Source organism: Micromonospora sp. A200 (assembly GCF_029893845.1).
GTDB lineage: Bacteria > Actinomycetota > Actinomycetes > Mycobacteriales > Micromonosporaceae > Micromonospora > Micromonospora purpureochromogenes.
Genome location: NZ_JARXXY010000005.1, coordinates 174,347 through 196,952, shown reverse-complemented (window position 1 = coordinate 196,952; position 22,606 = coordinate 174,347). Strand labels below are relative to the sequence as shown.

The following is a 22,606-nucleotide window of genomic DNA, read 5'->3' as shown; positions in this document are numbered from 1 at the left end:
GCCGCATGAGCGAGCGCAACCTGGCGGGCCTGGCGGCCGCCGTCCTACAGCCCGGTTTCGTCGGCACCACCCCGCCCGACTGGGTCTGCCGCTGGCTCGGCGAGGGGCTCGGCTCGGTGGTCCTGTTCGCCCGCAACGTCGTCGACCCCGGCCAGCTCGCCGCGCTCACCGCGACCCTGCGCGCCGAACGCCCGGACGTGCTGGTGGCCATCGACGAGGAGGCCGGCGACGTCACCCGGATCGAGTCTGCGCTGGGCAGCTCCCGCCCGGGCAACTTCGCCCTCGGCGCGGTCGACGACCCGGCGCTGACCGAGGAGGTGGCCCGGGACCTCGGCGCCGACCTCGCCGCGCTCGGCATCACCCTCAACTACGCCCCGGACGCCGACGTCAACAACAACCCGGCCAACCCGGTGATCGGCGTCCGGTCCTTCGGCGCCGACCCCCAGTTGGTCGCCCGGCACACCGCCGCCTGGGTAAGCGGCCTGCAGTCCGCCGGCGTCGCCGCCTGCGCCAAGCACTTCCCCGGCCACGGCGACACCCGGGTCGACTCGCACCACGACCTGCCCCGCATCAACGCCAGCCGGGCCCGCCTCGACGCCGGTGAGCTGGTGCCGTTCCGGGCCGCGGTGGCGGCCGGGGTGCAGGCCGTGATGACCGGGCACCTGCTCGTGCCCGCCCTCGACGAGGAACTGCCCGCCACCCTCAGCCCCCGCATCCTCGGCGACCTGCTCCGCGAGGAGCTGGGCTTCTCCGGCGTGGTGATCACCGACGCGGTGGAGATGCGGGCGGTCACCGACCGGTACGGCTTCGCCGGCGCCGCCGTGCGCGCCCTGGCCGCCGGGGCCGACGCGGTCTGCGTCGGCGGGGAACGGGCCGACGAGGACGCCGCCCGCCACCTGCGCGACGCCATCGTCGCCGCCGTCATGGCCGGGGAGTTGCCCGAGGAACGGCTCGCCGAGGCGGCCAAGCGGGTCGGTCAGCTTGCCGCGTGGACGGTGGCCGCCCGCGCCGACCGTCCGGCGTGGGCCGTGCCGGCCCACGACGGTTCGCCGGTCGGCCTGGCCGCCGCGCGCCGGGCCCTGCGGGTCAGCGGCGCCACCGCCGCCCTGCCGCTGGTCGCCCCCGCCCACGTGGTGGAGTTCGCCCCGCCGCGCAACATCGCCATCGGCCCGGAGACGCCCTGGGGCATCGCCGCCCCGCTGGCCGCGCTGCGGCCCGGCACCACCACCGCCCGGTTCGCCGAGTTCGAGGTGCCGGCGGACCCGACGGCCGGGGCGGGCGGCCGGCCGGTCGTGCTGGTCGTCCGCGACCTGCACCGGCACGACTGGATGCGGTCCGCCGTCGAGCGGGCCCTCGCCGCCCGCCCGGACGCGGTCGTGGTCGAGCTGGGCGTGCCCGAGCTGGTCGTCGGCCGGGTGCACGTGGCCACCCACGGCGCCACCCGGGCCGGCGCGCTGGCCGCCGCGCAACTGCTCGCCGGCCCCCGCTGACCACTCCGCCCCGCCGCACCGTGCGACGATCGTCGCGCGGTGCGGCGGGCCGGTGCCGGTCAGGCCGGCTCGAAGACCAGGTCGGCGTACTCGGGGTGCCGTTCGATGTACGCCCGCACGAACGGGCACTGCGGCACCAACCGGCCGCCCTGCTCGCGCACCTGGTCCAGGGTGGCCCGGACCAGCGCGGCGCCGACCCCCATGTCCTGGAACTCCGGGCGCACCTCGGTGTGGGTGAAGATCCGCACCTCGCCGCGCGGCAGGTACGCCGTGAAGCCGGCCAGCGCGTCGTCGACCAGGATCTCGAAGCGGTGCTTGGCGGGGTTCTCCTCGACCAGGAAGCTCACCGGGCCATTGTCTCCCGCCGCCGGGCGAGGGTGTGCAGTTCGCTGAGCAACCGGTCCACCTCCTCGGCCATGTTGTAGTGGTAGACGCTGGCCCGGACCGCGCCGCCGGTCTCCCGCAGCCCCATCGCCCGGAAGTACTCGTAGGCGTAGTAGTCGCCGGAGGAGAGGCAGAGCCGCGCCTCGCCCAGCGCCGCCGCCAGCCCCGCCGGCGACCAGCCGGCGAGCCGGAACGACACCGTCGGGCAGCGCCGGGCGGCAGCCCCGTACACGGTCACCGCGGGGTTGTCGGCCAGCCCGGCCAGCAGCCGGTCGAAGAGCGACTCCTCGTACGCCTGGGCGGCGGCCAGTCCGGCCCGGACCCGCTCCCGCCGGTCGCCGGTGGCGGTCGGGTCCAGCCCGGCCAGGTGGTCGACCGCGGCGGCCACGCCGGCCAGCAGCGGGAAGCTCGGGGTGCCGGCCTCGAACCGGTCGGGCACCGCGTCGGAGGAGGGGACCAGCTTGGCCGGGCGCAGCGACTCCCAGCGGGCCGGGTCGGCCACCATCGCGGCCAGGTGCGGGCCGGACCACTTGTAGGCGCTGGTGACCAGGAAGTCCGCGCCGGTCGAGGCGAGATCGGTCGGGCCGTGCGGCACGGAGTGCACCCCGTCGACGCAGACCAGCGCCCCGGCCGCGTGCGCGGTCTTGGCGATCGCCGCCACGTCGGGCATCGTGCCGACGGCGTTGCTGCCGGCGGTCACCGCGACCAGCCGGGTCCGCTCGCCGACCAGGTCGGCGTACTGGTCGGCGGGCAGCTCACCGGTGGCCGGGTCGAACTCCGCCCAGCGCACGGTCGCGCCGGCCAGCCGGGCCGCCTGCACCCAGGGCCGCACGTTCGCGTCGTGGTCGAGCCGGGAGACCACCACCTCGTCGCCGGGGCGCCAGGTCTCGCCGAGGGTCCGGGCCAGCGTGTACGTCAGCGCGGTCGCGCTCGACCCGAGCACCACCCCGCGCGGCGCCGCGCCGAGCAGGTCGGCCACCGCGGCGCGGGCGGCGTCGACCAGCTCCAGCGACCGGCGGCCGGGCGCGAAGGCGGGGGTGCGGTTGCCGAGCGCGGTGCCCATCGCCCCGCTGACCGCGTCGATCACCGACTGCGGGGTCTGGGTGCCGCCGGCACCGTCGAAGTGGGCGAAACCCTCGGTCAGCGCGGGGTAGGCGGCCCGGGTCCGGGCGATGTCGAACGGCATGATCGGACCCTAACGCGCGGCCCCGGACCGGCTGATCATCACGCGGCGGTGCCGGTGTCGTCGGCGTCTCGTACCCTTGGTCGCGTGACGACGCGATCCGCTACCTCCCCGCTCACCCCCACCCGCCGGATTGCCGGCCTGCTCGCCGGCCTGGCTCTCGGCGTGGCCGTGCTGGCCGGCTGCAGCTCCGAGGGAGCCGACACCGACTGCGGCCTGGACGCCTGCACGGTCACCTTCGACCGGGGCGTCGACGCCAGCGCGAACATCCTCGGCGTCGAGGCGAAGCTGATCGGGGCCCAGGGCGACCAGGTCACCGTCGAGGTCGCCGGCGAGCAACTCTCCCTCACCGTCGGCCAGCAGGCCACCGAGGTGGGCGGCTTCGCGGTCACCCTGGACAGCGTCACCGACCAGCAGGTCAAGATCCGCGTGGCGCGCAACACCAGCAGCTGACGGCGTCTCTCAGGCGGCGCCGCGGCACGTTTGGGGATCTTCGCATTCGGAGATTGTGGCGCCATGTCTCTCACCCGGAACGCCGAAGCCACCGCCGCCCGCACCGCGGACAGCCGCTGGCTGGAACTCCTCGCCCGGGCCGGCTTCATCGGCTACGGGGTCGTGCACCTGCTGTTCGCCTGGCTCGCCCTGCAGATCGCCTTCGGCAAGCCCGGTGAGGACGGCGACCAGTCCGGTGCGCTGCGGACCATCGCCGCCCAGCCCCTGGGCAAGACGCTGGTCATCCTGATCGCGATCGGCCTGCTGGCCATGGCCATCTGGCAGGGCCTGGAAGCGGCCGTCGGGCACCGCGTCGAGCAGGGCAAAGAGCGCGTCTGGGAGCGGCTCGCCTCCGCCGGCCGGACGATCGTCTACCTCTACTTCGCCTGGACCGCCTTCAAGGTCTTCAAGGACGCCGGCTCGAACAGCGCCGACCAGCAGGAGGCGTTCACCGGCAAGCTGATGACCTCCGGCGGCGGCCGGCTGGTGATCGGCCTGGCCGGGCTGGTGCTCGCCACGATCGGCGTCGGTCTGGTGATCTACGGCCTGGTCAAGCGCTTCGAAAAGCACCTCAAGACCGGCGAGATGAGCCCGAAGGCCCACACCCTGGCCCGCCGGCTCGGCATCGCCGGCTACGTCGCCAAGGGCATCGCGTACGGCATCGCCGGTGTGCTGATCGTCGTCGCCGCGCTGAAGTACGACCCGGAGAAGGCCCGGGGCCTGGACGCCGCGCTGCACACCCTGCGCGACCAGTCCTACGGCCAGGCGCTGCTGGTGCTGGTCGCCCTCGGCATCGCCGCCTTCGGCACGTTCTGCTTCCTCCAGTCCCGGTACCGCAAGGTCTGAGCTGGCCGATTCCGGAACCACCGGGCACCATAGGGCCTTTGCCCGAAGCCCGGCCGGAGGGAGAGAGCGTGCAGGACTACCTGGAGACGATCGCCGCCGCGGCTGCCGCGGCGGCGATCGCCCTGTTGCTGGTCGAGGTGGTGCACCGGGTGATCCGGCGGTTCGGCCGGGGCTCGCTGCTGATGACCGAGCTCACCGAGCACGCGCACCGCCCGTTCCAGGTGGCCGGCACCGTCCTCGCCGTCCAGTTCGCGGTTCGGTTCACCACCGGGTACGCCGTCGGCACGCCCTGGCGGCAGGTGGTGCTGCACGCCCTGGTGCTGGCCGTGGTCGCCGCCGTGGCCTGGCTGGTCGCCGCGCTGCTGGTCGCGATCGAGGACACCGCCCTGGCCCGGTTCCGGGTGGACGTGCCGAACAACCGGCACGCCCGCCGGGTCCGCACCCAGGTGGTGCTGCTGCGCCGGCTGACCATCGCGGTGATCGTGGTGCTCACGGTCGGCGTGATGCTGATGACCTTCCCCGCCGTACGCGGCATCGGCGCCGGCGTGCTCACCTCCGCCGGTGTGGTGGGTGTGGTCGCCGCGCTGGCCGCCCAGAGCCTGCTCGGCAACGTCATCGCCGGCCTCCAGCTCGCCTTCAGCGACGCGGTACGCCTCGACGACGTGGTCGTGGTCGAGGGGGAGTGGGGCCGGATCGAGGAGCTGACCCTGAGCTACGTGGTGGTGCAGATCTGGGACGACCGCCGGCTGATCCTGCCCACCTCGTACTTCACCAGCAAGCCGTTCCAGAACTGGACCCGCACCGAGGCCGCCGTCCTCGGCACCGCCGAGTTCGAGGTGGACTGGGCGGTCCCGGTGCAGGCGATGCGCGAGGAACTGCGCCGCCTGGTGGAGAGCACCGAGCTGTGGGACGGCCGGGTCTGCGTGCTCCAGGTGACCGACGCGACCGGTGGCACGATCACCGTCCGGGCGCTGGTCAGCGCCGCCGACGCGGGCAGCCTCTGGGACCTGCGCTGCCTGGTCCGCGAGCACCTGGTCGGCTGGATCCGGGACCACCGCCCCACCGCCCTGCCCCGGACCCGCACCGAGATCGGCGACGCCTCCGGCGCCCTGCCCTGGCAGTGGGCGCAGCCCCGCCGGCCGGTGCGCCGGCTCCAGGAGCCGGAGGTGCCCGACGACGCCCGCGTCTTCGGCGGCAGCCACGACGGCGACGCCCGCAGCGAGGCCTTCGTCGGCCCCGACGAGCACGCCGACTCCCGCCGCTGAACCACCCTCGCACCGCACCCGCCGACCGGCCCGCGCGCCGTCGGCGGGTGCTTCGTCGTACCGGCTTCCGCGTTTCGCCGGACGGTGCGGGTCCACCTGCGGTCAGATGTGGTTGGTCACTGCGCGCAGGATTGACGGGCGGCGACTCCGGGCATACAGCGCGGTGATGATGAAAGGAGGACAGCATGGCTGACGTCACGAACCAACAGACGTCCCGGACCGGGAGCGAGCCGTCCACCGCCGAACTGGTGCAGCGGGCCACCGAGCAGGTCTCCCGCCTCGTACGGGACGAGTTGGCGCTGGCCCGGGCGGAGTTGACCCGGAAGGGCAAGCACGCCGGGATCGGAATCGGTCTCTTCGGCGGGGGTGGGGCGCTGGCCTTCTACGGGCTGGGCGCGCTGGTCGTCACCGCGGTGCTGCTGCTCGACCTGGTCATGCCGGCGTGGCTGGCCGCCCTGATCGTGGCGGTGTTGCTCTTCCTGGTCGCCGGGGTGCTCGCCCTGGTGGGCAAGAAGCAGGTCAGCCAGGCGGTCCCCCCGGTGCCGGCGTCGACGGTGCAGAGCCTCCGGGCGGACGTGGACGTCGTCACCGCCGCGGTGAAGGACAGGGGACGGGCATGACGGGCAACGGTACCGGCGACGCCGAGGCGCTCCGCGCGGAGATCCGGCGTACCCGGGTGGAGCTGGGCGAGACGATGGAGTTGTTGGCCGCCAGGGCCGACGTGAAGGCCCGGCTGCGGGAGTCCGCCGGCCAGGCGAAGGAGCGGATGCGCGAGCAGGCCGCGCAGACCGTCGCCCGGGTGCGCGGGCAGGCGGCGCAGAAGGCGGACGTGGCGCGGGCACAGGCGTCGGAGAAGGGTGCGGTGGTCCGGCGCAATCCGATGCCGTGGGCGACGGTGGCGGCCGGCGCCGTGGCGGCGGTGGTCGTGCTGCTGATCGTCCGGGGGAGGCGCAGATGAGCAGGGGCATCGGCAGGGCCACGTACAAGCCCGTCGGGGTGCTGCTCGGGCTGGCCGCCGGTACGGTCGCCGGGGCGATCTTCCGGCAGGTCTGGACGATGACGGCCGGCGACGGCGAGGCCCCGAGCGCGACCGACGAGGACCGTGGCTGGGGCGAGATCCTGGCCGCGGCGGCGTTGCAGGGCGCCATCTTCGCGGTGGTCCGGGCGGCGGTGGACCGCGGCGGCGCGATCGGCGTACGACGGCTGACCGGCCGCTGGCCGGACTGAGTCCGAGCGGGTCGAAGGCCCCCCACCGCATCGACGGGTGGGGGGCCTTTCGCACGCCCGCGGGCACCCGCCCAGCGATCTTCGGCATCCGTCAGGTCACATGTCGGAGAATTTCGTCCGGTAGGCCGTGCGGAGTTTTTGCGTACGTGGTTAAGCTGGCCCGGCTGTTGCGAGATGGCGTGGGTTGAGAGAAGTTTCCTTCGTGGGGGCCGCCTCAGGCGCCGCTGCTCGAAAACGGCCAATCGGCCGCACGGCGTGCTCGGCCGCCAGTTTTAGAAGGAGATACACATGGCGCAGGGAACCGTGAAGTGGTTCAACGCTGACAAGGGCTTCGGCTTCATCACCGTCGACGGCGGGGGTGCTGACGTGTTCGTCCACTTCTCGGCCATCCAGACCAGCGGCTACCGCACGCTGGAGGAGAACCAGCGGGTGGAGTTCGAGATCGCCCAGGGTCAGAAGGGTCCGCAGGCCGAGCAGGTCCGCCCCATCTGAGTAGTGCCGGTCGGCAGCCGCCGGCCCGGGTGATCCGGCCCCCCGGATCGACGAGAAGCCCCGTGTCCTGCAGGGACGCGGGGCTTTCCGCGTGTCCGGGCCCGGTGCCGGCCCACCGCGCGCCCGGCGCGCGTTCGCCACCCGGGTGGGTCAGGTGCGCCGGCGGGCCTTCAGGCCCCGCCAGAGCACCACGAGTCCGATCAGGATCACCACCGGGCCGACCACCGCCCAGATCCGGTGGTCGGTCATCACGCTGCCGTCGACGTACCCGAGGCCCTGCACCGTCCACACCGCTCCGACCACCACGGCCAGCAGCCCGAGGGCGAGCGTCAGCCAGCCCCTCATCGGTTCCTCCTCACCCGCGCCGGTGGTCCCGGCCTCCGATCAGCATGCGACCCGTCCGGCCGGTGCGCGAGCACCGCCCCGGCGCAGCTCACCACCGGTCGTGCACCCAGGCACGGACCAGCTCGTCGTAGACCGTCCGGACCGTGTCCCGCTCGGCGGCGGTCAGCGGCGGCAGGTCGGCCGCGGCGGCGTTGCCCCGCGCCTGCGCGGCGTCGCGCGCGCCGGGGATGACCACGGTGACGCCCGGCTGGTCGATGATCCAGCGCAGCGCGAACTGGGCCATCGTGCGGTCCGGGCCGACCAGCGGGGCGAGCCGCCGCACGACCGCCAGGCCGAGGTCGTAGTCGACGCCGGAGAAGGTCTCGCCGACGTCGAAGCTCTCCCCACGCCGGTTGTAGGTGCGGTGGTCGTCGGCGGCGAAGGTGGTGTGTTCGTCGTACCGGCCGGAGAGCAGGCCGCTGGCCAGCGGCACCCGGGCGATGATGCCCACCCCGGCCGCGGCGGCGGCCGGCAGCACCCGCTCCAGGGGCTTGAGTCGGACCGCGTTGAGGATGATCTGCACGCTGGCGACGCCGGGCCGCGCGATGGCGGTGAGCGCCTGGTCGCAGGTCTCCACGCTGACCCCGTAGCCGGCGACGCGCTCTTCGGCGACCAGCGCGTCGAGGGCGTCGAAGACCCGGTCGTCGGCGAAGACGGCGGTGGGCGGGCAGTGCAGCTGGACCAGGTCCAGGATGTTTGTGCCGAGGTTGGCCCGGGACCGGTCGGTCCAGGCCCGGAAGTTGTCCAGGGTGTAGGCCTCGGGCGTCTGCTCCACCCGGCGGCCCATCTTGGTGGCCACGGTCAGGCCGTGCCCGGGCCGCTCGCGCAGGAACCGCCCGATCAGCTGCTCGCTGCGCCCGTCGCCGTAGACGTCGGCGGTGTCCAGGAAGGTCACTCCGGAGTCCACGGCGGCGGCGAGCACGGCCAGGGCCTCGCTCTCGCTGACCCGACCCCAGTCGGCGCCGAGCTGCCAGGCGCCGAGGCCGACCACACCCACCCGCCGGCCGAGCCGGTCGAAGCTGCGCTGTTCCATCGGAGGAAGCCTAGTGACCGCCTTGCCGGACCGCAGCGGGGGCCGTAGGGTCATAGCAAGACGTACGTACGGCTTGGAGACAGCGATGTGGGATCCGACGACCTACCTGCGCTACGGCGACGAACGGTCCCGCCCGTTCCACGACCTCGTCGCCCGTGTCCCGGCCGACCGGCCGCGCGCCGTGGTCGACCTCGGCTGCGGGCCCGGCACCCTGACCGCCACCCTCGCCGCCCGCTGGCCGGCCGCCGAGATCCGCGGCCTCGACTCGTCCCCGGAGATGATCGACCGGGCCGCCGCCCTGGCCGCCCCGGTCGAGTTCGCCGTCGGTGACGTCCGGGACTGGCGACCCGCGCCCGACGTCGACGTGGTCGTCTGCAACGCCGTGCTCCAGTGGGTGCCGGAGCACCGGGAGCTGCTCGCCCGCTGGGCCCGCGAGCTGCCCGCCGGCGCCTGGCTGGCGTTCCAGGTCCCCGGCAACTTCGACGCCCCCTCGCACCGGGCGCTGCGCGAGGTCGCCCGCCGGGACCGCTGGGCCGCCACGCTGGCGCCGCTGCTGCGCGAGACCCCGGTCGACGACGCCGTCGGGTACGTCGCGTCGCTGACCGCCGCCGGCTGCGCGGTCGACGCCTGGGAGACTGTCTACGTGCACCTGCTGCCGGCCGACCCCGCCGCCGACCACCCGGTGCTGGCCTGGATGGAGGGGACCGCGCTGCGACCGGTCCGGGCCGCGCTGGACGCCGCCGGCTGGGCGGACTTCCGGGCCGAGCTGGGGGTACGCCTCGCCGAGGCGTACCCGGTGCGGCAGGGTCAGGTGTACTTCCCGTTCCGCCGGATCTTCACCGTCGCCCGTACCGGCCCGAGGGCGAGGAGAAGTGAGTAGAACACAGCTTCCCTCATCAGACCTGCTTATACTTGCCTATTATGGCTACGTGTATCGGATTGGGGAGTTCGCCAAGCGGGTAGGCCGCTCGGTGAGCACCGTGCGTCGATGGGAGGCTGAGGGTCGGATCACGGCCCGCCGTCTGCCGTCCGGCCAGCGGTACTTCGACGATTCCGACGTGCGCAAGGTGATGCAGCCAGGGTTCGACACCACCCGGCGCAAAGTCGTGGTGTACTGCCGGGTTTCGTCACCTGGGCAGAAGGCTGACCTGGCCTCCCAGGTCGAGTCGATGCAGCAGTTCTGCCTGGCGCGTGGCCTTGCCGTTGACGAATGGGTCAGCGAGGTCGGCGGCGGGATGAACCTGCGCCGCAAGAAGTTCCTCGCGCTGATGGACACGATCGCCCGCGGCGAGATCGCCACGCTCGTGGTGGCGCACAAGGACCGGCTGGCCCGGTTCGGCTTCGACTTTCTGGAACACGTGGCCGCCCGCAACGGATGCGAGATCATCGTCGCCAACCAGGAGTCACTGTCGCCGCAGCAGGAGATGGTTGAGGATCTGCTGGCGATCGTGCACACCTTCTCGTGCCGGCTGTACGGTCTGCGGCGCTACGAGAAGGAGCTCAAAGGGGCCGATCTGACCGCGGGTGAAGACCGGTGAAGGCAACCCGGATCGCCTACTCGGCCCAGCTGAACGCGGGTAAGTACGCCGCCCTGGTGCGGCAGGCACGCCGGCTGGGGCGGGTGCGCGGCGAGGTGTGGCAGCGCTACGGCTCGATAGATGGGGTCGGGTCCGGACTAAAAGACCGGCAGATCCGGGACCAGTGGCTGGCCGAAAACACCCACGCCCAGTTCGGTGTGCTGGCAAACGCCTGGAAGGAAACTGTCCGAGACGCGGTGACCGACATCGCGGCGAACCTAGCCGCGGCCAAAGTCCAGGCACGCCGGGCGGTCGGCAGGCGCACCGCTGATCCCGACGAGCGTAAGCGGCTGTTCACCGCGCTGAAGACCGACAAGTGGGCCGGGGATCCGGTCCTCGCCCGCCAGATGCGCAAGCACTGGAAGCGCGGTAAGAACCGCACCCACGATCAGATTGTCGTCCGCGCCGATCAGCACAACAGCAAGCTCGACGCCCGAGGCCGGCTGTGGTTGGCGGTCCCCGGCCTTGAGCGCCGCAAGACGGTCAAGATTCCGCTGTCGACTACCGTCGCCCCGGCCGGCACGCTGCGGCTGATCCTGCGCGGCGGCCGGGTCGAGGTGCACTACCAGATCGACGCCGCGGAGATGAGGACGTCGCAACGCCCCTGCGGCGATCGGACACTCGGGGTGGACAAGGGGTACACCGAGGCGTTGACCGACTCCGACGGGAAACACCACGGCACCAGTCTCGGCGAGCTGCTCACCGGAGAGTCGGACCGGTTGAAGGAACGCAACCGACGCCGGGCGAAACTACGGTCGATCGCCAACAGCGCGGCCCAGCGCGGGGACCGCGCGAAAGCGGCCAGAATCAAAGTGAACAACCTCGGCACGGGGAAGCGGAACCGGCAGGCCACCCGACATCAGGCGCGGGTCCGCACGGAGATATTCACCGCCGCACACCGGGTCGTCGACAAGGCCGCCACCGTAGTCGCCGAGGATCTCACGAAGAGCTTCGCCGGGCGCAAGCGGCTGGGCAAGAACACGAACAGACGCCTCGCCGCCTGGACCAAAGGGGTCACCGCCGAGGCGTTGGCGAACGTGTCGGAGCGCAGAGGTTCTGCGCTCGTGCACGTCAACGCCGCCTACACCTCACAAGCCTGTCACCGCTGCGGCCGGCTCGGCCGACGCAGCGGGGACCGGCTTCACTGCACCTTGTGCAGCGTGGTGTGGCAGGCCGACGTGAACGCTGCGATCAACATCCTGCAACGAGCCGGCGACCCCGACATCGCCCTGCACACCCCGCACCACGCGGTGAAGCAGATCTTGCAGGAGCGGACCGATCGCCACCGGACCAGACTGCCGGTCCAGGACTCCAGCCCAACGCCCGCTGGGCGGAGAGCGAATTATCCGAACTGCTCAGCAATGAGCAACTAGTAGGAAGCAGAACCTGTGATCGACCTGCCCACCTTCATCGCCGGACTGCCCAAGGTGGAGCTGCACGTGCACCACGTCGGCTCCGCCTCGCCCCGCATCGTCGCCGAGCTGGCCGCCCGGCACGAGGGGCGCAGCCCGGTCCCGGCGGACCCGGCGGCGCTCGTCGACTATTTCGCGTTCCGCGACTTCGCCCACTTCATCGAGGTGTACCTCAGCGTCGTGGACCTGATCCGCGACCCGGAGGACGTCTGGATCCTCACCCACGAGGTGGCCCGCGAGCTGGCCCGCCAGCAGGTCCGGTACGCCGAGCTGACCATCACCCCGTACTCGCACGTGCGCCGGGGCATCCCCGCCCCGGCGTTCTGTGAGGCGATCGAGGACGCCCGCAAGCGGGCCGAGGCCGACTTCGGCATCGCCCTGCGCTGGTGCTTCGACATTCCGGGCGAGGCCGGGCTGCCGGCGGCCGAGGAGACCCTGCGGATCGCGCTGGAGGAGCGGCCGGACGGGCTGATCAGCTTCGGCCTCGGCGGCCCCGAGATCGGGGTGCCCCGGCCGCAGTTCAAGCCGTACTTCGACCAGGCCCGGGCGGCCGGGCTGCGCTCGGTGCCGCACGCGGGGGAGACCACCGGCCCGCAGACGGTCTGGGACGCCCTGCGCGATCTGGGCGCCGAGCGGATCGGGCACGGCATCTCCGCCGCCGAGGACCCGGAGCTGCTGGCGTACCTGGCCGAGCACCGGATCGCGTTGGAGGTCTGCCCGACCTCCAACGTCCGTACCCGGGCCGTGGCGCGGCTGGCGGAGCACCCGTTGCGGCGGCTGGTCGACGCAGGCGTGCTGGTCAGCATCAACTCCGACGACCCGCCGATGTTCGGCACCACCCTCAACGACGAGTACGCGGTGGCCGCCGCGCTGCTCGACGTCGGCCCCGAGGGGGTGGCCGCGCTGGCCCGGGACGGGGTGACCGCCTCGTTCCTCGAACCGGGCGAGAAGGCCCGGATCAGCGCCGAGATCGACGCCTGGTTGGCAACCGGGACGCGCTGAGCCTCGGGGCGCGTCGCGTGGCCGGGCCGGGTCGGCCGGCCACGGCGGCCCAGCGCAGCAGCCGGGTCACGGACGGGCTCATCGGGGCACCTCACGACTGTCGGTGAGAGGTGGGGCGCGCGGCGGGGGCGGGTGTGGGGGGACCGTGCCCCCGCCGCGCGCTCGGGCTCCACCGGCCGGCAGTTGTCAGGGGCGACAAGACCGGTGGAGCTGATGGGTTCTCCCTGATCCTGGCAGCGTCTTGCCGCACTGGCGCCCGCGTTAACCCGGATCTAAGGAAGACTTGCGCCACCCCACAACCAGCGCGCGCCCGCCCGCCTCGCCGCCGGAGCGTCCCGTTTCCGGAACGGCGCTGCCGGCCCAGGTGGTCAGTCGTCGGCTGGACGCTGCCGGGGCCACCGGCGCCCGCCGGTCTTCTGCTCCCGGGCCTCCCGGGCCATCCGGCCGACCAGCCCGAAGCGGTTGACCTGTCGGGGCGTCGCCTCCGGGTCGGCCAGCAGCATCACCACGCTGGCCCCGCCCAGCCGGGCCCGGTCGATGCTCACCGAACCGTTGGCCTGCAATGCCACCCGCTTGGCGATGTCCAGCCCCAGCCCGGTGGAGCCCTGGTCGCTGGCGCCCCGGCGCAGCGCCCGGTCCGGATTGGCGATGCCGGGGCCGGCGTCGTCGATCCGGATCGCCACGTAGCCGTCCCGGCGGGAGACGGCCACCTCGAACGCCGTCCCCTGCGGGGTGTAGCGGAACACGTTGCCGATCACCGCGTCCAACGCGGCGGCCAGTTCGGCGCGCGGCACCGGCGCGGGGATGCGCAGCTGGGCGCCGCTGACCCGGTGCGGCCGGTTCTGGTCGCCGGCCAGCGCCGCCCAGAACACCATCCGGTCCCGGACCACCTCGCTGACGTCGCACTCCGCCGGCCCGGCCTCGTGGGCCACCGCCTTGCGGGTGGTCTTGATCAGCACGTCGATCTCGCCCTCGAGGGTGACGATCGCCTGCCGGATGCGCCGGATCGTGCGCCGCCGGTCCAGCTCGGCCGGGGTGAACGAGCCGACGCTGGTGTCGTCGGAGTCCAGCCCCTCGGCGTCCAGCCGCAGCACCGTCAGCGGCGTCCGCAGCCGGTGCGACAGGTCCGCCACCAGCTCCCGTTCGTCGGTGCGGGAGGCAACCAGCCGGTCGGCCATCCGGTTGAACGCGTACCCGGCCTCGGCCAGCTCCCGCGGGCCGCTCGGCTCGACGCGTACGCCCAGGTCGCCGTCCCCGACGGCCAGGGCCGCCTTGACCAGCCCCCGGGTGGAGTCCACCGCGCGGGCCGCCACCCGGTCCACCACGATCACGGCGGCGCCGACCAGGGCCACCGCGACGGCGCTCAGCAGCAGCCAGGTGTCGCCGGAGCCCTCGCCGAGATCGGCCTCGGGGACGAACACCTCCACCACGGCCACCCGGCCGTCGAGCACCACCGGGTCCAGCCGCAGCACCCCGCCGGAGACGTCGGTGACCACCGACCGTTTCTCCGTACGGGCCCGTTGCAGGTCCGCCTCGGCGGCCCGGCCGCCCGTCTCGTCCCCGCCCAGCCCGTGCACCACCGGCCGGGTCGCCGGGTCGTCCCCGGTCGCCTCCACGGCCCGCCGCACGGCCGCCGGTTCGGTGCTGACCGCCAACGCTCCGGTGACCAGCGCGCTGCGCCGGGCCGCGTCGGCCAGCGCCTCGTCGCGGACGTCGTCGCGCAGGCTCACCCCGAGCGGGATCAGGAACGCCAGCGCGACCAGCGCGCACATGCCGGCCGTGAGGTAGGCCAGCGCCAGCCTCAGTCCGGGGCCACCAGTCGGAAGCCCACCCCCCGCACGGTGCGCAGGTAGCGCGGCTTCGCCGCGGACTCGCCCATCTTTCGGCGTAGCCAGTACAGGTGAACGTCGATGGTCTGGTCCTCGCCGACCGACGGCTGCCGCCATACCTCCTCCAAGAGCTCCCGCCGGGACACTACCCGGCCGGGTCGTGCGGCGAGATACGCCAGCAGGTCGAATTCCTTGCGGGTCAGCGCCAGCGGCTCCCCGTCGAGCACCGCGCTGCGCTCGCCCACGTCCACCCGCAGGCCGCCCACCGTGTGCACCGCCGGCTGCACCGTCCGGCTGGCCCGGCCGACCCGGCGCAGCACGGTGGTGATCCGGGCGTCCAGGTGCGCGCCGGTGAACGGTTTGACCATGTAGTCGTCCGCGCCGGCCCGCAGCAACCGGACCACCGACTGCTCGTCGTCGCGGGCGGTGGCGATGATGATCGGTACGTCGGTGATGCCGCGCAGCATCCGCAGCGCGTCCGAGCCGTCCAGGTCGGGCAGGCCGAGGTCGAGCACGACGAGGTCGGGGGTCTCGGCGGCGACCCGGCGCAGCGCGTCCAGCGCCGTGCCGACCGCGTGCACCGCGTGCCCCCGCTCGCTGAGTGAACGCAGCATCGCGCCGCGTACGACGTGGTCGTCTTCGACCAGGAGCACGGTGGCCACGTCAGCACCGTACTGCCCGTGGCAAGTTGATCGCGTTGCGGAGGGCCCGCGCACCGGGCAAGCTGGCACGACGATGACGTTCACCCTGTTTCCCGACACCCGGCTGGCCCTGGCCCGGGACAGTCTCACCGGTCTCTCCGTCGGCGACGCCCTGGGCGGGATGTTCTTCGTGCCCGGGCGGGGCGTGGCACCCTGGCGGGACGGCCTGCCGGCCGGGCCGTGGCCGTGGAGTGACGACACCGAGATGGCCTGTTCGGTGGTGGGCTGCCTGGCCGACGCCGGCACGATCGACCGGGACGCCCTCGCCGCCGCCTTCGCCGCCCGCTACGACCCGGCCCGCCGCTACGGCGCCGGCGCCGTCGAGCTGCTCGAACTGATCCGGGCCGGCACGCCGTGGCCGGTGGCTGCCGCGTCGGCGTTCGACGGGCAGGGTTCCTGCGGCAACGGCGCGGCGATGCGGGTCGGGCCGCTGGGCGCCTGGTTCGCCGACTCCACCACCCGGGCGGCGGCGCAGGCCCGCGCCTCCGCCGAGGTCACCCACGCCCACCCGGAGGGGATCGCCGGCGCCGTCGCGGTGGCCGTGGCCGCCGCGCTCGCCGCCCGGGCCCGCCTGGACGGCGACCGCCCCGACCCGGCCCGGCTGCTCGCGGCGGTCGCCGCCGCGCTGGACCCGGCCGCCGAGGTGCACCGCCGGGTACGCCGCGCCGTCGGGCTGCTCGGCCGGGCGCTGCCGGAGGCCGTCGAGGCGCTCGGCAACGGCTCCCGGGTGACCGCCCAGGACACCGTGGCCTTCACCCTCTGGGTCGCCGCCACCCACCTCGACGACTACCCGGCGGCGATCCGGGCCTGCGTCGAGGCGGGCGGGGACGTCGACACCACCGCCGCGATCGTCGGCGCGATCGTCGCCGCCCACACCGGGGTCGGTACGCCGGGCGGCGTGCCCGACGGCTGGCTGGCGGCGCGGGAGCCGCTGCCGGACTGGGCGCGCTGAACTCAGCGCGACCCCACCGGCTCGCCCTTGGCCCGGTCGGTCAGCGAGCGCTCGCCCTCGGGCTGTTCGTCCGTCGACGGCTCGCCGTCGGGCTGGTCGCCCTCGACGTCGTCCGCCGGCTCGGCCCGGTGCCGTCCCCGGCTCACCGCCCAGCCGACCAGGGCGCCACCGCCGAGGCCGATCAGCAGACCGCCGCCGAGCAGCACGTCCGCGCTCGGACCGCCGTCCGCCGCGCCCGGGTCGGCCGCCGCCTCGTCCCCGCCGGCGGCCGGCGCGGCGTCCGGGCCGCCGTGGCCGTGTCCGGTCGCCGCCCCGGGGGCCGCCGGAAGCAGGGCCAGGGTCGGGGCCGGGTGGGCGCCACCGGCCGGGTCGGCCCAGCGCACCACCGTGCCGTCGGAGTACGTCTGCACCACCTCGAAGCTCATCCGGTCGGTCTGCGGCAGCGGGCCCATCGCCAGGGCGAGCCGGGCCGGGCCGGGCTGCGGCTTCCCGGCGGCCCGGGTCCAGACCACCGCGGCGGTCACCGTGGTCACCGAGGGCGCGTGGATGCCGGCCACCGGGGCGTCCAGGTCGCGGGAGGTGATCAGGGGCGCCCAGCCGTCCACCGACAACGGGTAGACCTCCCCGATCGGGGCGTCCGGGGGTAGCTTGACCTCGATCTTCTCGGTGCGCGCGCCGGGCCGCTCCTCCGGCACCACGAACGTCATCTCCACCGCGTCGCCCTGGTTCGCCTGCGTCGGCGTGGTCGTCACGTCCGCCGCCAGCGCCGCGCCAGGCCAGGCCAGCGCCCCGGCGACCGCGGCGGCCAGCACGAGACCCGCCCGCCGGCCGCCGTTGCGGGTGATCGCCATCTGTGCCCCCATCCGTCTCCACGCGGCCGGCTCCGGTTTCCGGCCACACCGGGTAGTTCGGATCGCGGGTCGGAAAGGTTCAATCCGCGCCGGCACGATCTGCGCGGCGGGCGGGACACGCGGGCCCATCCTTTCCCGACGACCGGGCGGAAACGGGCGACCGATAGCATCGCAGGAGCCGGAACCGGCAGCATCCGTACCGTCTGCAGTTGAGGAGTCACCGTGTCCGCACCCCGTACCCCCGTCGTGGCCGACCCCGTCGTCGTCGCCGCCGGGACGACGGCGGCCGACGCGGTGGCCGCGGCCGGGCTGCCCATGGCCGGGCCGAAGGCGATCGTGGTGGTCCGCGACCCGCAGGGCGTGCTGCGCGACCTGGACTGGAAGCCGGCCGAGGAGACCAGCGTCGAGCCGGTCACCCTCGACTCGCCGGACGGGCTCAACGTGCTGCGCCACTCGACGGCGCACGTGCTCGCCCAGGCCGTGCAGGACGTCTTCCCGGAGGCCAAGCTCGGCATCGGTCCGCCCATCGAGAACGGCTTTTACTACGACTTCGCCGTCGACAAGCCGTTCCAGCCGGACGACCTGAGCAAGCTCGAGAAGCGCATGCAGGAGATCATCAAGTCCGGCCAGCGGTTCCGCCGTCGCCGCTTCAACAGCCTGGACGAGGCGAAGGCCGAGCTGGCCGCCGAGCCGTTCAAGCTGGAGCTGATCGACGTCAAGGGGGAGGGGCTGGACTCCTCCGAGGTGATGGAGGTGGGCGGCGGCGAGCTGACCATCTACGACAACCTCGCCGCGAACGAGGACAAGGTCTGCTGGTCCGACCTGTGCCGGGGGCCCCACCTGCCCACCACCCGGCTGATCGGCGCGTTCAAGCTGATGCGCTCGGCCGCCGCGTACTGGCGGGGGTCGGAGAAGAACCCGCAGCTGCAGCGGGTGTACGGCACCGCGTGGCCGACCCGGGACGAGCTGAAGGCGTACCTGAAGCTGCTGGAGGAGGCCGCCCGGCGCGACCACCGCAAGCTCGGCGCGGACCTCGACCTGTTCAGCTTCCCCGACGAGGTCGGCTCGGGCCTGGCGGTCTTCCACCCCAAGGGCGGCATCATCCGCCGGGAGATGGAGAACTACTCGCGCCGCCGGCACGAGGCGGCCGGGTACGAGTTCGTCAACACGCCGCACATCACCAAGGCGCATCTGTTCGAGACCTCCGGGCACCTGCCCTACTACGCCGAGACGATGTTCCCGCCCATGCAGCTGGAGGGCGCGGACTACTACCTCAAGGCGATGAACTGCCCGATGCACAACCTGATCTTCCGGGCGCGCGGGCGGTCCTACCGGGAGCTGCCGCTGCGGCTGTTCGAGTTCGGCACGGTCTACCGGTACGAGAAGTCCGGCGTGGTGCACGGCCTGACCCGGGTACGCGGCCTGACCCAGGACGACTCGCACATCTACTGCACCCGTGAGCAGATGCCCGGTGAGCTGTCCACCCTGCTGTCGTTCGTGCTAGACCTGCTGCGCGACTACGGCCTGGACGACTTCTACCTGGAGCTGTCCACCCGCGACGACTCGCCCAAGTTCATCGGGTCGGACGAGGACTGGGCGGAGGCGACCGAGGCGCTGCGCACCGCCGCCGAGTCCTCCGGGCTGGACCTGGTGCCCGACCCGGGCGGCGCGGCCTTCTACGGCCCGAAGATCTCGGTGCAGGCCAAGGACGCCATCGGCCGGACCTGGCAGATGTCCACCATCCAGGTCGACTTCAACCAGCCGGAGCGCTTCGGCCTGGAGTACCAGGCGGCGGACGGCAGCCGGCAGCGGCCGGTGATGATCCACCGGGCCCTCTTCGGCTCGATCGAGCGCTTCTTCGGCGTGCTCACCGAGCACTACGCGGGCGCCTTCCCGGCCTGGCTGGCCCCGGTGCAGGTGGTCGGCATCCCGATCCGCGAGGACCACACCGACTACCTGCACGGCTTCGTCGCGGCGCTGCGCGCCGAGGGGATCCGGGCCCAGGTGGACGCGGGCGACGACCGGATGCAGAAGAAGATCCGCACCGCCCAGCAGCAGAAGATCCCGTTCATGGTGATCGCCGGCGACGACGACGTGGCCGCCGGCACGGTCTCCTTCCGCTACCGGGACGGTTCGCAGCGCAACGGCGTGCCGATGGCCGAGGCGGTCACCCACGTGCTGGACGTGGTGAGCTCCCGATCCAACTCCGGCCCGTCCGTCAAGAGCTGACCCCGCCGGGCCGACCGCAAGATCCACGCACTTCCCGAGAAGGGGTGGCTGTTCCTCGACGGATGGCCACCCTTCTCGGAAAGTGCCCGCGAGGGGGAGCGCGGCCCGGTTCCGGTGGGGCGGTGGGGACGGGTGGGATCCGGCGCGGTGACCGTAGGATCGGCGTGTGACTGGGGCGGCGCGGCACTCTGACGACGGCACGGACCTCACCGGCGACACCGGCCTGGCGGACGGGCTGGAGCGGCTCTGGACACCGCACCGGATGACCTACATCTCCGGCGAGGACCGTCCCGAGGGCGGCTACGAGAAGCCCACCGGCTGCCCGTTCTGCCTGGCCCCCGGGCTGCCCGAGGGGGAGAGCCTGGTCGTGGCGCGCGGGGAGCGCGTCTTCGCGGTGCTCAACCTCTACCCGTACAACCCGGGGCACCTGCTGGTCTGCCCGTACCGGCACGTGGCCGACTACACCGACCTGGACCCGGCGGAGACCATCGAGCTGGGCGTGTACACCCAGACCGCGATGCGGGTGGTCCGCACGGTCAGCAACGCGCACGGGTTCAACCTCGGCATGAACCAGGGCGGCGTCGCCGGCGCCGGCATCGCCGCCCACCTGCACCAGCACGTGGTGCCGCGCTGGGGCGGCGACGCCAACTTCATGCCGGTGATCGGCCGGACGAAGGTCCTGCCGCAGCTGCTGGCCGACACCCGCGACCTGTTCGCCAAGGCCTGGCCGGCCTGACCCCCGCGCCGGGCCGGCTCGCGCGGCCGGCCGGGCATACGATCTTGCGCATGGCCCTGCTGCACCGCGCCACGCTGCGCCCCACGAAGCTGGAACTGCTCACCGAGTGGCTGCCCGGCCGAAGCTGGTACGACGGACCCGCCGGGGTCGAGGTGGTGCGCGTCGCGGGCTACCGGTTCGACGACCCGGCCGGAGAGGTCGGCATCGAGACCCTGCTCGTCCGGGCCGGTGACGGGCCGGTCCACCAGGTCCCGCTCACCTACCGGGGCGCGCCGCTGGCCGGCGCCGACGACCGGCTGGTCGGCACCACCGCGCACTCGGTACTCGGCCGCCGCTGGGTCTACGACGCCTGCGGCGACCCGGTCTACGCCGCCGCGCTGGCCGCCGCGATCCTCACCGGATCCGGCCAGGCCCAGGAGTACGTCGAGGTCGACGGCGGGCAGGAGCGGCGGGCGCCGACGATGGCCATCGACAGCAGCGGTGCCGACGACGCCGGGCTGCCCGAGGTCGGTACGCCCCGCCGAGTGGTGGACGCCGACCCGACGCTGATCGTCACCGACACCGTCGAGCTGGCGGTCGTCCGCCGGCTCGACCGCGGCACCTCGCCGGCCGGTGCCGTGCTGACCGGCAGCTGGGAGGGCCAGTCGACCCCGTTGCCGCTCGCCTCCGCGATCCGGCGCTGACGGCCGCCGCTCGTCTCCGCGTTCGAGCGCTGGCGGCTGCCACTCGTCTCCGCGCTCCGGCGCGGACGGCTGCCTCCTTTCCGCCCCGGCGCTGACGGCCGCCGGCCGCGCGCCGGGCCGTACCGCCGTCGGGTGCGCGGCGGACGGCGGGTCTCGCGGGGTCAGCGCCGGTCGGCGGTGCCCTCCCCGGCGTCCGCGGAGATCTGCGCCACCAGCTCCGGCCAGCTCTCGACCCGATGCACGCCGGCCAGGTGGGCGCGGTACGCGGCGACCTCGTCCTCCCGGGGTCGCATCAGGTACCGGTGCGGCACCATGTCGAGATAGCTGAGCACCTCCAGCCGGTCGTCGACGAAGTGGGTCAGCCCGAGCTGCGCGGCGATCGGTGCCTTCTCCGGGCGGGTACGGCAGAAGCGCAGCCGCTCCGGGCCGATCCCCGTGCGGGCGTGGAAGTCGTGGTGGGCCAGCCAGTCCCGGGTCCGCTGCTCGGTCGGCTCGGCGCACTTCGACACCACGTACACCTCGTCGAAGCGGGGGACCAGCGCGGCCAGCGCCCCGAACACCCCGTCCAGCGGGGGTGTGCGCAGGTAGTTGTCGCCGAAGAACGAGGTGTCCTCGTTTCCGTCGCTCAGCTCGATGATCACACCGCCGACGTCCACGCCCAGCCGTCCCATGGGGTCGATCATGCACGACAGGTGATGTTCCCGCCCGTCTGTCGGGTGGAGGTGGCAGGATGCGGCGATGGCAGTGACGACGCGGACGTTGGGCCGCAGCGGCATCGAGGTCAGCGCCCTCGGCATGGGGTGCTGGGCGATCGGTGGCCCCTGGGCCGAGGGCGCCCGGCCGCTGGGTTGGGGCCGGGTCGACGACGAGGAGTCGGTCCGGGCCGTACGGCGTGCGCTGGACCTCGGCGTGACCCTCTTCGACACCGCCGACACGTACGGGGCCGGGCACGGCGAGCGGGTCCTCGGCCGGGCGCTCGCCGGCCGGCGGGACGAGGCCGTGATCGCCACCAAGTGGGGCTACACCTTCGACGAGCAGACCCGCCAGGCCACCGGTGAGGACCCGTCCCCGGCGTACCTGCGCCGGGCGGTCACCGACTCACTGCGCCGGCTGGACACCGACCGGATCGACCTCTACCAGCTGCACCTGGGCGACCTGCCGCTGCCCCGGGTGGAGGCGCTGCTCGGCACGCTGGAGGACCTGGTCGCCGAGGGACTCGTCCGCGGGTACGGCTGGAGCACCGACCGGGCCGACCGGGCGGCGGCCTTCGCCGAGGCGGCCCCGCACGCCACCGCCGTGCAGCACACCCTTTCCGTGCTCCGGGACACCCCGGTGATGCTGGCCGCCTGCGACAAGCACGACCTGGCCAGCGTCAACCGGAGCCCGCTCGGGATGGGGCTGCTCACCGGCAAGTACACCGCGACGTCCACGCTGCCCCGCGACGACGTACGCGGCGTCGCCCCGACCTGGCTGGAGTGGTTCCGCGGCGGGCGCCCGGCGCCGGAGTGGCTGCGCCGGGTCGCGGCGGTACGTGGCGCGCTCACCGCGGACGGGCGCACCCTCAGCCAGGGCGCGCTGGGCTGGATCTGGGCCCGCAGCGCCCGGACGGTGCCGATTCCCGGCTGCCGGACGGTCGCCCAGGTCGAGGAGAACGCCGCCGCCCTGCGCCTCGGCCCGCTCGCCCCGGACCATTTCGCCGAGGTCGAACGTCAGCTCGCCGCCCTGCGCACCGCCGCCCTGCGCGACGCCGACCGCCCCCACTGGCCGATGCCCCCCGTCCCCGCCGCCCGCCCCTGACCCGCGCACTTCCAGAGAAGGCGTGGCTGTCCAGCGGCGAA

Annotated in this window: 25 protein-coding genes; 17 read left to right on the top strand and 8 right to left on the bottom strand. The window is 73.6% G+C overall.

Annotated elements, in window-relative coordinates; genetic code table 11:
* Positions 1–5: 5 nt before the first annotated feature.
* On the top strand, positions 6–1,490 hold the full coding sequence (locus M2302_RS07560; RefSeq protein WP_280837200.1) for a glycoside hydrolase family 3 N-terminal domain-containing protein: 1,485 nt from the start codon (positions 6–8) through the stop codon (positions 1,488–1,490).
* Between the two features lie 59 nt (positions 1,491–1,549).
* Here the strand turns inward: M2302_RS07560 and M2302_RS07555 are convergent, their stop codons facing one another.
* Positions 1,550–1,837 (bottom strand): GNAT family N-acetyltransferase, encoded by a 288-nt coding sequence (locus M2302_RS07555; protein ID WP_179804228.1) that lies wholly within the window; start codon positions 1,835–1,837, stop codon positions 1,550–1,552.
* A complete protein-coding gene (locus tag M2302_RS07550; protein ID WP_280837199.1) occupies positions 1,834–3,060 on the bottom strand; it encodes a cysteine desulfurase-like protein in 1,227 nt (408 codons plus the stop codon). The genes M2302_RS07555 and M2302_RS07550 overlap by 4 nt, the downstream gene beginning before the upstream one ends.
* Positions 3,061–3,144: 84 nt before the next feature.
* Between M2302_RS07550 and M2302_RS07545 the strand changes: the two genes are divergently transcribed.
* From M2302_RS07545 to M2302_RS07515, 7 genes are all read left to right on the top strand, one after another.
* Positions 3,145–3,510 (top strand): hypothetical protein, encoded by a 366-nt coding sequence (locus tag M2302_RS07545; protein WP_280837198.1) that lies wholly within the window; start codon positions 3,145–3,147, stop codon positions 3,508–3,510.
* 63 nt (positions 3,511–3,573) lie between these two features.
* Positions 3,574–4,395 (top strand): DUF1206 domain-containing protein, encoded by an 822-nt coding sequence (locus tag M2302_RS07540; protein WP_280837197.1) that lies wholly within the window; start codon positions 3,574–3,576, stop codon positions 4,393–4,395.
* Between the two features lie 68 nt (positions 4,396–4,463).
* Positions 4,464–5,660 carry a mechanosensitive ion channel domain-containing protein gene (locus M2302_RS07535; RefSeq protein ID WP_154938252.1) on the top strand — a complete coding sequence of 399 codons (1,197 nt, stop codon included), beginning with the start codon at positions 4,464–4,466 and terminating at the stop codon, positions 5,658–5,660.
* 185 nt (positions 5,661–5,845) lie between these two features.
* Positions 5,846–6,280 (top strand): phage holin family protein, encoded by a 435-nt coding sequence (locus M2302_RS07530; RefSeq protein WP_280837196.1) that lies wholly within the window; start codon positions 5,846–5,848, stop codon positions 6,278–6,280.
* A complete protein-coding gene (locus M2302_RS07525) occupies positions 6,277–6,618 on the top strand; it encodes a DUF3618 domain-containing protein (RefSeq protein ID WP_280837195.1) in 342 nt (113 codons plus the stop codon). Before M2302_RS07530 ends, M2302_RS07525 begins: the two co-directional genes overlap by 4 nt.
* Positions 6,615–6,887 carry a DUF4235 domain-containing protein gene (locus tag M2302_RS07520; protein WP_280837194.1) on the top strand — a complete coding sequence of 91 codons (273 nt, stop codon included), beginning with the start codon at positions 6,615–6,617 and terminating at the stop codon, positions 6,885–6,887. Before M2302_RS07525 ends, M2302_RS07520 begins: the two co-directional genes overlap by 4 nt.
* Before the next feature lie 288 nt (positions 6,888–7,175).
* The gene (locus M2302_RS07515; protein ID WP_007075740.1) at positions 7,176–7,379 is read left to right on the top strand and encodes a cold-shock protein; all 204 of its coding nucleotides are present in this window, start codon (positions 7,176–7,178) and stop codon (positions 7,377–7,379) included.
* 150 nt (positions 7,380–7,529) lie between these two features.
* On the opposite strand, the gene M2302_RS07510 is transcribed toward M2302_RS07515, so the two are convergent.
* Both M2302_RS07510 and M2302_RS07505 read right to left on the bottom strand, forming a co-directional pair.
* A complete protein-coding gene (locus tag M2302_RS07510) occupies positions 7,530–7,724 on the bottom strand; it encodes a hypothetical protein (RefSeq protein ID WP_280837193.1) in 195 nt (64 codons plus the stop codon).
* 88 nt (positions 7,725–7,812) lie between these two features.
* A complete protein-coding gene (locus M2302_RS07505; RefSeq protein WP_280837192.1) occupies positions 7,813–8,796 on the bottom strand; it encodes an aldo/keto reductase in 984 nt (327 codons plus the stop codon).
* 85 nt (positions 8,797–8,881) lie between these two features.
* On the opposite strand from M2302_RS07505, the gene M2302_RS07500 reads away from it, so the two are divergent.
* Genes M2302_RS07500 through M2302_RS07485 form a run of 4 tightly spaced genes read left to right on the top strand, consistent with a single transcriptional unit; the run spans position 8,882 to position 12,787 of the window.
* Positions 8,882–9,676, top strand: a complete 795-nt coding sequence (locus M2302_RS07500; protein ID WP_280837191.1) for a trans-aconitate 2-methyltransferase — start codon at positions 8,882–8,884, stop codon at positions 9,674–9,676.
* A 49-nt stretch (positions 9,677–9,725) separates the two neighbouring features.
* Positions 9,726–10,334, top strand: a complete 609-nt coding sequence (locus tag M2302_RS07495; RefSeq protein ID WP_280837190.1) for an IS607 family transposase — start codon at positions 9,726–9,728, stop codon at positions 10,332–10,334.
* A complete protein-coding gene (locus M2302_RS07490; protein WP_280837189.1) occupies positions 10,331–11,746 on the top strand; it encodes a transposase in 1,416 nt (471 codons plus the stop codon). The genes M2302_RS07495 and M2302_RS07490 overlap by 4 nt, the downstream gene beginning before the upstream one ends.
* Positions 11,747–11,761: 15 nt before the next feature.
* Positions 11,762–12,787: an adenosine deaminase gene (locus tag M2302_RS07485; protein ID WP_280837188.1), complete on the top strand. Its 1,026-nt coding sequence runs from the start codon at positions 11,762–11,764 to the stop codon at positions 12,785–12,787.
* A gap of 368 nt (positions 12,788–13,155) precedes the next feature.
* On the opposite strand, the gene M2302_RS07480 is transcribed toward M2302_RS07485, so the two are convergent.
* Positions 13,156–14,559, bottom strand: a complete 1,404-nt coding sequence (locus M2302_RS07480) for a HAMP domain-containing sensor histidine kinase (protein ID WP_280837187.1) — start codon at positions 14,557–14,559, stop codon at positions 13,156–13,158.
* Between the two features lie 29 nt (positions 14,560–14,588).
* On the bottom strand, positions 14,589–15,278 hold the full coding sequence (locus M2302_RS07475; protein WP_088962822.1) for a response regulator transcription factor: 690 nt from the start codon (positions 15,276–15,278) through the stop codon (positions 14,589–14,591).
* Positions 15,279–15,351: 73 nt separating this feature from the next.
* Between M2302_RS07475 and M2302_RS07470 the strand changes: the two genes are divergently transcribed.
* A complete protein-coding gene (locus M2302_RS07470) occupies positions 15,352–16,269 on the top strand; it encodes an ADP-ribosylglycohydrolase family protein (protein WP_280837186.1) in 918 nt (305 codons plus the stop codon).
* Between the two features lie 2 nt (positions 16,270–16,271).
* Here M2302_RS07470 and M2302_RS07465 read toward each other — a convergent pair whose 3' ends face one another.
* Complete coding sequence (locus M2302_RS07465) at positions 16,272–17,132, bottom strand: DUF1775 domain-containing protein (protein ID WP_280837185.1); 861 nt, start codon at positions 17,130–17,132, stop codon at positions 16,272–16,274.
* Between the two features lie 210 nt (positions 17,133–17,342).
* On the opposite strand from M2302_RS07465, the gene thrS reads away from it, so the two are divergent.
* The 3 genes from thrS (at position 17,343) to M2302_RS07450 (ending at position 20,768) form a co-directional block, all read left to right on the top strand.
* Complete coding sequence (gene thrS, locus M2302_RS07460) at positions 17,343–19,349, top strand: threonine--tRNA ligase (protein ID WP_280837184.1); 2,007 nt, start codon at positions 17,343–17,345, stop codon at positions 19,347–19,349.
* A 223-nt stretch (positions 19,350–19,572) separates the two neighbouring features.
* Positions 19,573–20,085, top strand: a complete 513-nt coding sequence (locus tag M2302_RS07455) for an HIT domain-containing protein (protein WP_210777880.1) — start codon at positions 19,573–19,575, stop codon at positions 20,083–20,085.
* 50 nt (positions 20,086–20,135) lie between these two features.
* Positions 20,136–20,768 carry a hypothetical protein gene (locus M2302_RS07450; RefSeq protein ID WP_280837183.1) on the top strand — a complete coding sequence of 211 codons (633 nt, stop codon included), beginning with the start codon at positions 20,136–20,138 and terminating at the stop codon, positions 20,766–20,768.
* 161 nt (positions 20,769–20,929) lie between these two features.
* Here the strand turns inward: M2302_RS07450 and M2302_RS07445 are convergent, their stop codons facing one another.
* Positions 20,930–21,451, bottom strand: a complete 522-nt coding sequence (locus M2302_RS07445; RefSeq protein ID WP_280837182.1) for a hypothetical protein — start codon at positions 21,449–21,451, stop codon at positions 20,930–20,932.
* A 55-nt stretch (positions 21,452–21,506) separates the two neighbouring features.
* On the opposite strand from M2302_RS07445, the gene M2302_RS07440 reads away from it, so the two are divergent.
* The gene (locus M2302_RS07440; RefSeq protein WP_280837181.1) at positions 21,507–22,565 is read left to right on the top strand and encodes an aldo/keto reductase; all 1,059 of its coding nucleotides are present in this window, start codon (positions 21,507–21,509) and stop codon (positions 22,563–22,565) included.
* Positions 22,566–22,606: the final 41 nt, after the last annotated feature.